The sequence below is a fragment of the Kitasatospora sp. NPDC059327 genome, from assembly GCF_042752535.1.
In the GTDB taxonomy this organism is placed as follows: Bacteria; Actinomycetota; Actinomycetes; order Streptomycetales; family Streptomycetaceae; genus Kitasatospora.
Map to the genome: position 1 here is coordinate 26336 of NZ_JBHYYB010000090.1, position 10611 is coordinate 36946.

Below are 10611 nucleotides of genomic sequence, written 5' to 3' on the forward strand. Positions count from 1 at the left end.
TCAACGGTGTCCGGATACCGCAACACCCCCCGCATCTCCGCCCCGCCGACGCGCGCGGCGGCACGGTCCGACCAATGGCTCAGGGTCTTCCTGACCGGCCTACTGCTCTGGATCGCCACCGTCGCCGTCACCTTCCTCACCGGCAACAGCAACCTGGTGCCGACGATCGTGCTGCTCGGCAGCTTCCTCGTACCGGCCACCGTGGTGGTCTGGGCGTACGAGCGGTACGCCGCCGACCTGGGCCCGGACCGCATCTTCGCCTGCTTCGGCATCGGCGGGATCATCGGCGTCCTCGGCGCCTCGGTCCTGGAGACCTACCTGCTCTCCCCCTCGGTCTGGATGTACGTCGGCGTCGGCCTGATCGAGGAGGCCGTCAAGCTCGCCGCTCTGATCATGATCTGCCGGCGGCTGCGGGTCGGCGGAACGCGCTACGGGCTGGTCCTGGGCGCCACCGTAGGCGCCGGGTTCGCCGCCTTCGAGAGCGCCGGGTACGCGTTCAACGCGGTGCTCAGCATCCAGGGCCTCTCGCTGAGGAGCCTGGTGGAGACGGAGATCCTGCGCGGGGTACTGGCGCCGGTCGGCCACATCCTGTGGACCGCCATCCTCGGCGGGGTGCTCTTCCGCGAGCGGCGCGGGGGCCACTTCCGCTGCACGCTCCCGGTCGTGCTCACCTATCTGGGCGTCGCGCTGCTGCACGCGCTCTGGGACAGCATGAGCGGCATCGCCGTCTGGCTGGTCGCCCGGACCACCACCAGCGACTGGCAGCGCGCGCTGTTCGACCTCGGCTACATGCCGAACCCGACCACCGAGCAGGTCCACCTCTACACGCTCTACGACGCGCTGGGACTGATCGCCGTGTCGCTCGGCGGCCTGCTCTGGCTGCGCCTGCTGGTCCGCCGCGAGCGGGCCGCCCCGATCCCGGCCCAGCACCCTTCGGCCCCCGCCTAGCGGACCCGCCGGCCCCCGCGCCGCCCTTCGCGCCCGAATCCGCCCGCCCCCCGGCGCGGATTCGGGCGCAGCGTGTCCAGGCGCATACGCTCTGCTGTCGGACCGCGTCCCGATGCGATCCACACCACACCGCCCCCTTCTTTGGGGAATACCCCGCAGGGGTATGGTGTCATCAAGAGTGAGAGCCCGGGCGCAGGCCCGCGGCCGTACAGACCTCCCGGAGGCCCCGATGTCCAGCACCATCACCTACACCGTGACCGGCATGAGCTGCGGCCACTGCGAGAGCTCGGTCAGCAAGGAGCTCACCGCGCTGGCCGGTGTCACCCAGGTGGCGGCCGACGCCAAGGCCGGCACCGTGACGGTCTCCTCCGCGGCCCCGCTCGACGACGACCAGATCCGCGCCGCCGTCGACGAGGCCGGCTACGAGCTGGTCGGCCGGTCCGTCTGAGCCCCCTCGGCGCGGCGGGGGCCGCTCGCCCCGGCCCCCGCCGCGCACCCTCCCCAAGGAGCTGATCAGCATGAGCGCCTCCACCCCGGCCGACACCGCCGCGGACCCGGCCGCCGCAGGCGGCCCGCGTGACCAGGACGGCGGAGCCGCGGTACGGGACCGCGTCGAGCTGTCGATCGGCGGGATGACCTGCGCCTCCTGCGCGGCCCGGATCGAGAAGAAGCTCAACCGGATGGAGGGCGTCGAGGCCACGGTCAACTACGCCACCGAGAAGGCCCGGATCGACTTCGGACCGGGCGTGAGCGTGGCCGACCTCATCACCACCGTCGAGAACACCGGCTACAGCGCCGAACCGCCCGCACCCCCGGCCCCCGAACCGACCGCCGAGCCGGTCGGGCCGGGCGCCGCCCCGGAGCGGCCCGCGGCCGACCCGCTGCTGGACCGGCTGCTGATCAGCGCCGTGCTCAGCGTGCCGGTGGTCATGCTGTCGATGATCCCGTCGCTGCAGTTCGCCAACTGGCAGTGGCTGGCCTTCGCCCTCACCGGCCCGGTCGTCGTCTACGGCGGGCTGCCGTTCCACCGGGCCGCCTGGACCAACCTGAAGCACGGCGCCGCGACCATGGACACCCTGGTCTCGCTCGGCACCCTGGCCGCCTTCGGCTGGTCGTTCTGGGCCCTGTTCTGGGGCCACGCCGGGATGACCGGGATGCGGCACGCCTTCTCGCTGTCGATCGGCGACACCGACGCCTCCTCCACCCTCTACCTGGAGACGGCCGCCGCCGTCACCGTGCTGATCCTGCTCGGCCGCTACCTGGAGGCGCGCTCCAAGCGCCGGGCCGGCGCCGCCCTGCACGCCCTGCTCGACCTGGGGGCCAAGGACGTCTCGGTGCTCCGGGACGGCTCCGAGATCCGGCTGCCGGTGGACCGGCTGACCCCCGGGACGCGCTTCGTGGTCCGCCCGGGCGAGAAGATCGCCACCGACGGCACCGTGGTCGAGGGCTCCTCGGCGGTGGACGCCTCGATGCTGACCGGCGAGTCCGTCCCGGTCGAGGTCGCGGTCGGCGACAGCGTCACCGGAGCCACCGTCAACGCCGGCGGCCGGCTGGTCGTCGAGGCCACCCGGGTCGGCGCGGACACCCAGCTCGCCCGGATGGCCAAGCTGGTCGAGGACGCCCAGAACGGCAAGGCCGCCGCCCAGCGACTGGCCGACCGGATCTCCGCCGTCTTCGTCCCCGTCGTCATCCTGATCGCGCTCGGCACCCTGATCGGCTGGCTGCTGGTCTCCGACAGCCCGACCGAGGCGTTCACGGCCGCGGTCGCGGTGCTGATCATCGCCTGCCCGTGCGCGCTGGGCCTGGCCACCCCGACCGCGTTGATGGTCGGCACCGGCCGGGGCGCGCAGCTCGGCATCCTGATCAAGGGCCCGGAGGTCCTGGAGTCGACCCGCCGGGTGGACACCGTCGTCCTCGACAAGACCGGCACCGTCACCACCGGCCGGATGACCCTGCTCGCCGTCCACACCGCCGAGGGCGTCACCGAGACCGAGGCCCTGCGCCTGGCCGGCGCCCTGGAACACGCCTCCGAGCACCCGATCGCCCGGGCCGTCGCCACCGCCGCGACCCAGCGGGTGGGCGAACCGCCCGCCGTGGAGGACTTCGAGAACGTCCCGGGCCTCGGCGTCCAGGGCGTGGTGGACGGGCACGCCGTCCTGGTCGGCCGCGAGCAGCTGCTCGCCGACTGGTCGCAGTACCTGCCGGAGGCGCTCGCCGAGGCCAAGCGCGCCGCCGAGGGGGCCGGGCGGACCGCCGTCGCGGTCGGCTGGGACGGCGCGGCGCGCGCCGTGCTGGAGGTCGCCGACGCCGTCAAGCCGACCAGCGCCGAGGCGGTCCGCGCCCTGCGCGCGCTGGGTCTGCGGCCCGTCCTGCTCACCGGCGACAACCGGCTGGTCGCCGAGGCGGTGGCCGCCGAGGTCGGCATCGGGCCGCAGGACGTGATCGCCGAGGTACTGCCGCGGGACAAGGTCGCCACCGTACGGCGGCTCCAGGCCGAGGGCCGGGTCGTGGCCGTGGTCGGCGACGGCGTCAACGACGCCGCCGCCCTCGCCCAGGCCGACCTCGGACTCGCCATGGGCACCGGCACCGACGCCGCCATCGAGGCCGGCGACCTCACCCTCGTCCGCGGCGACCTGCTCGCCGCCGCCGACGCCGTCCGGCTCTCCCGCCGCACCCTGGCCACCATCAAGGGCAACCTCTTCTGGGCCTTCGGCTACAACATCGCCGCCCTGCCCCTGGCCGCCGCCGGACTCCTCAACCCCATGATCGCGGGCGCCGCGATGGCCTTCTCCTCCGTCTTCGTGGTCACCAACAGCCTCCGACTGCGCCGGTTCCGGGCCGCCGTCCCGGACCGGCCCTGAGGCCTCGACCGCCCCGACGCCGAGGGGCCCGCACCGCGTGCGACGCGGTGCGGGCCCCTCGGCCGTTACTCCGGCGGTCAGCGCCCGAGCAGCTCCCCGCCGTTGCAGTGCATGATCTCGCCGGTGATGAACCCGGCCTCGGGCGAGGCCAGGAAGCAGACCGCGGCGGCGACCTCGCCGGCCTCGCCGATCCGGCCGAGCAGCGTGCGGGCCGCCCGGCGGGACACCTCGGCCTCGTCCAGCCGCGGGCCGAAGAACTCGGTGCCCGCCACCGTGCCCGGGGCGACGATGTTGGCCGTGATCCCCGAGGTGCCGAGCTGGGCCGCCAGGAAGTGGTTCCAGGCGTGCAGCGACGCCTTGGCGGCCCCGTACGAGCCGGCCCCGTTCAGCGCCGCGATCGAGCTGACGGTGACCACCCGGCCCTCCCCCGGGGTGAGCCGGTCGCGGATGGACTCGGTGAGCAGCACCACGCTCAGCACGTTCCGCTCGAAGTCGCCGCGCCAGCGGGCCAGCAGGGCGTGCGGCCCGCCGCCGATCACGGTCTCCCGGCTGCCCGCGTTGTTCACCAGGACGTCGACGCGCTCCGGCAGTTCGCCGAGCACCGCCTCGACGTCGTCGGGATCGGCGAGGTCGCGGACCAGCGGGGTGACGTTCGGCCCCAGATCGGCCGCGGCCCGTTCGAGCACCGCCCGCCGACGGCCGACGATCACGACCTGTTCGCCCGCCTCGGCGAACCGCCGTGCCACTTCGTACCCGATTCCCGTGCCACCGCCGGTGACAACGACGTTCCTGGCCATCTGCGCACTCCCTCCCCAGTTCCGCCGCCACGCTGCGAGGGTGCGGGACGGTCCGTACCGGAATGCCACGATTCCTATCACGCTCGGTTGCCGTGGCTGCGGGGAGGGTGACGTCGCGGCCGTCGGAACGTGTGCTATGGGCCGGCCACGACCCGCACACGGAGCGTGGCGAGAGGCAGGTCACACCCCCCGGGCGTAACTTCTCGCACCCTGATACGTCTTAGGTTGGTAGTGCGGCAGTTTTTCGGTGGGCGGAGACGTGGCGAACGGCATCACGTCGCCGCACGGCCACCACTGCCGCCGACGGGGCTCCGGCGGGCCCCGGGTCGGTCGCCGACAGTTGGCGGCCTTCGCGCACGGCGCCGGGGTGTGGCGGGTCAGGGACGCTTTGAGCGGCCGTCCCCGGCTGCGGCCGCCCCGGAGTCGTGCGCTGTACGTCTCCCACCCTCGCGCGGGACGACGAAGGGCCCGGCCGCGCGATGCGGCCGGGCCCTTGACGGGTCCTACGACGTCAGCGGGCGTCGAGGCCCACGTAGTCGCGGATCGCGGTGCCGGTGTAGATCTGGCGCGGACGGCCGATCCGGCTGGTCGGGTCGTTGATCATCTCGTGCCAGTGGGCGATCCAGCCCGGCAGCCGGCCGAGGGCGAACAGCACGGTGAACATGCTGGTCGGGAAGCCCATGGCGCGGTAGATCAGGCCGGTGTAGAAGTCCACGTTCGGGTAGAGCTTGCGCGAGACGAAGAAGTCGTCCTGGAGCGCGTGCTCCTCCAGCTTCAGCGCGATGTCGAGCAGCTCGTCGGACTTGCCGAGCTGGCCGAGCACCTCGTGCGCCAGGAGCTTGACCTGCGCGGCGCGCGGGTCGAACGCCTTGTACACGCGGTGGCCGAAGCCCATCAGCTTGACGCCGTCCTCGCGGTTCTTCACCTTGCGGATGAACGCGTCGACGTCGCCGCCGTCCTTCTGGATGCTCTCCAGCATCTCCAGCACGGCCTGGTTGGCGCCGCCGTGCAGCGGGCCCCAGAGCGCCGAGATGCCGGCCGAGATCGAGGCGAACTGGTTGGCGTGGCTGGAACCCACCAGGCGCACGGTGGAGGTCGAGCAGTTCTGCTCGTGGTCCGCGTGCAGGATCAGCAGCTTGTCGAGCGCGTTGACGACGACCGGGTCGAGCTCGTAGTCCTCGGCGGGGACGGCGAACGTCATCCGCAGGAAGTTCTCGACGTAGCTCAGGTCGTTGCGCGGGTAGACGAAGGGCTGGCCGACCGACTTCTTGTACGCGTAGGCCGCGATGGTCGGGAGCTTCGCCAGCAGGCGAACCGTCGACAGGTGGCGCTGGGCGGCGTCGAACGGGTTGTGGCTGTCCTGGTAGAAGGTGGACAGCGCACCCACCACCGAGGACAGCATCGCCATCGGGTGGGCGTCCCGCGGGAAGCCCTGGTAGAAGCGCTTGACGTCCTCGTGCAGCAGGGTGTGCTGGGTGATCTCGCGGTTGAACTCCGACAGCTGGTCCGCCGTCGGCAGCTCACCGTTGATCAGGAGGTACGCGGTCTCGATGAAGCTGCCCTGCTCGGCGAGCTGCTCGATCGGGTAGCCGCGGTACCGCAGGATGCCGTTGTCGCCGTCCACGAAGGTGATCGCGGACTTGTACGCGGCGGTGTTACCGAAGCCGTTGTCCAGGGTGACCAGGCCGGTCTGCGGGAGCAGCTTCGAGATGTCGAAGCCGGCGTTGCCCGCAGTGCTCTCGACGACGGGGTACTCGTACTCGCCGTCCTGGTACCGCAGTACTACCGAGTTGTCGCTCACGTCTTCCTCACCGACGAAATGAATCCTCTTCCAAGGTGCCCTGACTGTCTCTACCATCCCCCATCTGGCGGACAGCCGCGCACCCGGGGTGGCCCGAAAGGGACCGCCCCTACAAAACCTGCCGCCGCAGCCGGTACGAACCGGACAAGATCGGCACCACCCCAGGCTCTGCCGTAAATCTCTTCACGTCAAGAGAACAATAGAGGCAACCATCCGTTGGAGAATCATCCAGTCGCCAGCCGATGGTCCAGCGCGGCGTGCCTCCTACCTGCGCTGACGGTGCGAACGGCCTGCCCGATCGCCTTCCGTGACCCCACCAGCACTACCAGTTTCCGGGCCCTGGTCACGGCCGTGTACAGCAGGTTCCGTTGGAGCATCGTCCACGCGGACGTGGTGACCGGAATCACCACCACGGGATACTCGCTCCCCTGCGACCGGTGGATCGTCACCGCGTACGCGTGCGCCAACTCGTCCAACTCGTCGAAGTCGTAGGGCACCTCCTCGTCCTCGTCGGTGACCACCGTCAACCGCTGGTCGTCCACGCTCAACGAGGTCACCACTCCCACGGTGCCGTTGAAGACACCGTTGCGACCCTTGTCGTAGTTGTTGCGGATCTGCGTTACCTTGTCCCCCACCCGGAACGTCCGCCCGCCGAACCGCCGCTCCGCCAGCCCCTCCCGGGCCGGCGTCACCGCCGCCTGCAACAGCGTGTTCAGGTTCCCCGCGCCCGCCGGCCCCCGGTGCATCGGCGCCAGCACCTGGACGTCCCGGCGCGCGTCGAACCCGAACCGCTGCGGAATCCGCCGTGCCACCACGTCCACCGTCAGCCCGGCCGCCAGCTCGGTGTCGTCCTCCACGAACAGGAAGAAGTCCGGCAGGCCCTCCGTCAACGGCGGCAGGCCCTCGTTGATCCGGTGCGCGTTGGTCACCACCCCCGACTGCTGGGCCTGCCGGAAGATCCTGGTCAACCGCACCGACGGGACCGGGCCGCCCTCGGCCAGCAGATCCCGCAACACCTCGCCGGCCCCCACCGACGGCAGCTGGTCCACATCCCCCACGAACAGCAGGTGCGCCCCCGGCGCCACCGCCTTGACCAGCTTGTTCGCCAGGATCAGATCCAGCATCGACGCCTCGTCCACCACCACCAGATCGGCGTCCAGCGGGCGGTCCCGGTCATAGGCCGCGTCCCCGCCCGGCCGCAGCTCCAACAGCCGGTGCACCGTCGAGGCCTCCACCCCGGTCAGCTCGGCCAACCGCTTCGCCGCCCGGCCGGTCGGCGCCGCCAGGACGACCTTCGCCCGCTTCGCCAGCGCCAGCGTCACGATCGACTTGACCGTGAACGACTTGCCGCAGCCCGGACCGCCCGTCAGCACCGCCACCTTCTCCGTCAGCGCCAACCGCACCGACTGCTCCTGCTCCGGCGCCAGCTCCGCACCGGTCCGCTTCGCCAGCCACCCCAGCGCCGCCGGCCAGTCCACGTCCGCGAACCACGGCATCCGGTCCGACTCCGCCCGCAGCAACCGCAGCAGCTGGTTGGCCAGCGAGATCTCCGCCCGGTGGAACGGCACCAGGTAGACGGCGGTGATCGGCTCACCCCCCTCCCCCGGCACCGACTCGCGCACCACCCCCTCGGCCGCCACCAGCTCCGCCAGACAGTCGATCACCAGCCCCACGTCCACCTGGAGCAACTTCACCCCGTCCGCGATCAGCCGCTCCTCCGGCAGATAGCAGTGCCCCTGGTCGCTGCTCTGCGACAGCGCGTACTGCAGGCCCGCCTTCACCCGCTCCGGACTGTCGTGCGGAATCCCCACCGCCTGCGCGATCCGGTCCGCCGTCAGGAAGCCGATGCCCCAGACGTCCGACGCCAGCCGGTACGGCTCGTTCTTCACCACCCCGATCGAGCCGTCGCCGTACTGCTTGTAGATCCGCACCGCGAGCGACGTCGACACGCCGACCCCCTGCAGGAAGACCATCACCTCCTTGATGGACTTCTGCTCCTCCCAGGCCGCCGCGATCTTCTTGGTGCGCTTCGGCCCCAGCCCCGGCACCTCGATCAGCCGGCCCGGCTCGTTCTCGATCACCTCCAGGGTGTCCACCCCGAACCGCTCCACGATCCGCTCCGCGAACCGCGGCCCGATCCCCTTGATCAGACCCGAGCCGAGATAGCGCTGGATGCCCTGGATCGTCGCGGGCAGCACCGTGGTGTAGTTCTCCACCACGAACTGCTTGCCGTACTGCGGGTGCGAACCCCACCGCCCGTGCAACCGCAGCGACTCCCCCGGCTGCGCCCCCAGCAGGGCGCCCACCACCGTCAGCAGATCGTTCGCACCACGCCCGGTGTCCACCCGGGCGACCGTGTAGCCGGTCTCCTCGTTGGCATACGTGATCCGCTCCAGCACGCCCTCGACCTGAGCGAGCTGGCGCGGCACCGGCGCCTGGTCCGCCTGCGTCTGCCTGGCCACCGGTCCCCCCTTTATCAGTGCGGGTGCAGTTCCGCTACGCACCGTACCGCCCGGGTGCGACAGCGGGTGTCCTGGTGCCAGGCTGGAGGGGAACCGGGGGGCGCCGTCCCCGCCCGTGCCCCGCCACGACGGGCCCTCCCAAGGAGCACCGCCACCATGCTCAGCACCGACTTCGCCCCCGGCTCGCCCAATTGGCTCGACCTCGCCAGCCCCGACACCATCGCGTCCGAGGCCTTCTACGGCACCGTCTTCGGGTGGACCTTCGCCGCGGCCGGGCCCGAAGCCGGCGGCTACGGCTTCTTCCAGCAGGGCGGCCGCACGGTCGCCGCCCTCGGACCGCTCACCGACGACAGCGCCCACCCCGGCTGGACCATCTACTTCCGCACCGGTGACGCGGACTCCACCACCGCGCTCGTCGACGCCGCCGGCGGCACGGTCCGCTTCCCCCCGTTCGACGTGTTCGACAGCGGCCGGATGGCCGGCTACCGCGACCCCACCGGGGCCGACTTCGCCGTCTGGCAGCCGCACGACACCCGCGGCCTGGACGCCGTCACCGAACAGGGCACCTTCTGCTGGGCCGAGTGCTACAGCGTCGACGCCGAGGCGGCGAAGACCTTCTACCGCGCCACCTTCGACTGGCAGGAGCAGGACGTCCCGATGGGCGAGGCGACGTACACCGTCCTCACCCCGGCCGGCGGCGGCACCGACGACGCGCACGGCGGGATCACGCAGCTCGGGCCCGAGCAGACGGCCGCCGGCACCACCTCGCACTGGCTCCCCTACTTCGAGGTCGCGAACGTGGACGCCGCGCTCGCCCTGGCCGGTCAGCTGGGCGCGACCATCCGCCTTCCCGCGACGGACGTGCACGGTGTCGGCCGCCTCGCCCAGCTCGTGGACCCGCACGGCGCGGCCTTCGCCGTCATCACCAGCGCGCTGCCCGGTGAGTGACGCCGGATCACCTGACCGGAGCCCCCGGGCGGCCCTCCAAGCGGCCCAGGACGGCCTCTGGCGGCCGCTGCGGCGGTGTGGCACCAGGGGAGGGCCGGAGCGGGGGCCACAAGGCGTCGGCAGGGCCCCCGGGCTCCCCACGGGCCCGCCTAGGCTGTGATCATGACCGACCTGACGATCCGACGCGCCGGCACCGACGACCTGCCGGCGATAGTGGCCATGCTCGCCGACGACCCCCTGGGTGCCGCCCGCGAGAGCCCCGACGACCTCACCCCCTACCTGGCCGCTTTCGCCCGCATCGAAGCCGACCCGCACCAGCACCTGGTCGTCGCCGAGCGGGCCGGCCGAACCGTCGGGACACTGCAGCTGACCGTCGTGCCCGGGCTCTCCCGCAAGGGCTCCACCCGCACCATCATCGAGGCGGTCCGGATCCACGCGGACGAGCGCGGCACCGGCCTCGGCACCGACCTGATCCGGTGGGCGATCGACCGGTCCCGCGAGCTCGGCTCCGACCTCGTCCAGCTGACCTCCGACGTGACCCGGACCGACGCCCACCGCTTCTACGAGCGTCTCGGCTTCGTCCCCTCGCACCTGGGGTTCAAGCTCCCGCTGTAATTCCGTCCGCGATTCCGCCACCGGCGGCTCCGCGGCATTCCGCCGCAGTCGCCGGTACAAACGCAAAGAACCCCTCGATCCGTCTGGATCGGGGGGTTCTTTGGAATGATTGTTCGGCGGCGTCCTACTCTCCCACAGGGTCCCCCCTGCAGTACCATCGGCGCTGTGAGGCTTAGCTT

General features: G+C 71.8%; 8 protein-coding genes. 5 read left to right on the forward strand and 3 right to left on the reverse strand.

Annotated features, from left to right (window positions below; all coding sequences use genetic code 11):
- Positions 1-6 precede the first annotated feature (6 nt).
- From ACFXHB_RS35415 to ACFXHB_RS35425, 3 genes are all read left to right on the forward strand, one after another.
- Complete coding sequence (locus ACFXHB_RS35415; RefSeq protein ID WP_380579520.1) at positions 7-948, forward strand: PrsW family intramembrane metalloprotease; 942 nt, start codon at positions 7-9, stop codon at positions 946-948.
- Positions 949-1177: 229 nt separating this feature from the next.
- Entirely contained in the window at positions 1178-1396 is a 219-nt protein-coding gene (locus ACFXHB_RS35420; protein ID WP_380579522.1) for a heavy-metal-associated domain-containing protein, read from the forward strand.
- Between the two features lie 70 nt (positions 1397-1466).
- Positions 1467-3809, forward strand: coding sequence for a heavy metal translocating P-type ATPase (locus ACFXHB_RS35425; protein WP_380579524.1), 2343 nt, complete (start codon positions 1467-1469; stop codon positions 3807-3809).
- A 77-nt stretch (positions 3810-3886) separates the two neighbouring features.
- Here ACFXHB_RS35425 and ACFXHB_RS35430 read toward each other — a convergent pair whose 3' ends face one another.
- The 3 genes from ACFXHB_RS35430 to ACFXHB_RS35440 form a co-directional block, all read right to left on the reverse strand.
- A complete protein-coding gene (locus ACFXHB_RS35430; protein WP_380579526.1) occupies positions 3887-4606 on the reverse strand; it encodes an SDR family NAD(P)-dependent oxidoreductase in 720 nt (239 codons plus the stop codon).
- Positions 4607-5117: 511 nt separating this feature from the next.
- Positions 5118-6407 (reverse strand): citrate synthase, encoded by a 1290-nt coding sequence (locus ACFXHB_RS35435; RefSeq protein WP_380579528.1) that lies wholly within the window; start codon positions 6405-6407, stop codon positions 5118-5120.
- A gap of 224 nt (positions 6408-6631) precedes the next feature.
- Positions 6632-8869: an ATP-dependent RecD-like DNA helicase gene (locus ACFXHB_RS35440; RefSeq protein WP_380579530.1), complete on the reverse strand. Its 2238-nt coding sequence runs from the start codon at positions 8867-8869 to the stop codon at positions 6632-6634.
- Between the two features lie 156 nt (positions 8870-9025).
- Here ACFXHB_RS35440 and ACFXHB_RS35445 point away from each other — a divergent pair, with 156 nt between their 5' ends.
- Positions 9026-9817, forward strand: a complete 792-nt coding sequence (locus ACFXHB_RS35445; RefSeq protein ID WP_380579532.1) for a VOC family protein — start codon at positions 9026-9028, stop codon at positions 9815-9817.
- A gap of 162 nt (positions 9818-9979) precedes the next feature.
- Positions 9980-10432 carry a GNAT family N-acetyltransferase gene (locus ACFXHB_RS35450; RefSeq protein WP_380579534.1) on the forward strand — a complete coding sequence of 151 codons (453 nt, stop codon included), beginning with the start codon at positions 9980-9982 and terminating at the stop codon, positions 10430-10432.
- Positions 10433-10611 lie beyond the last annotated feature (179 nt).

What these genes read in the sequence shown, in the direction of transcription:
- ACFXHB_RS35425 (WP_380579524.1), top strand. Translation starts at nt 1,467, where the DNA reads ATGAGCGCCTCCACCCCGGCCGACACCGCCGCGGACCCGGCCGCCGCA.
- ACFXHB_RS35420 (WP_380579522.1), top strand. Translation starts at nt 1,178, where the DNA reads ATGTCCAGCACCATCACCTACACCGTGACCGGCATGAGCTGCGGCCAC.
- ACFXHB_RS35430 (WP_380579526.1), bottom strand. Translation starts at nt 4,606, where the DNA reads ATGGCCAGGAACGTCGTTGTCACCGGCGGTGGCACGGGAATCGGGTAC.
- ACFXHB_RS35445 (WP_380579532.1), top strand. Translation starts at nt 9,026, where the DNA reads ATGCTCAGCACCGACTTCGCCCCCGGCTCGCCCAATTGGCTCGACCTC.
- ACFXHB_RS35450 (WP_380579534.1), top strand. Translation starts at nt 9,980, where the DNA reads ATGACCGACCTGACGATCCGACGCGCCGGCACCGACGACCTGCCGGCG.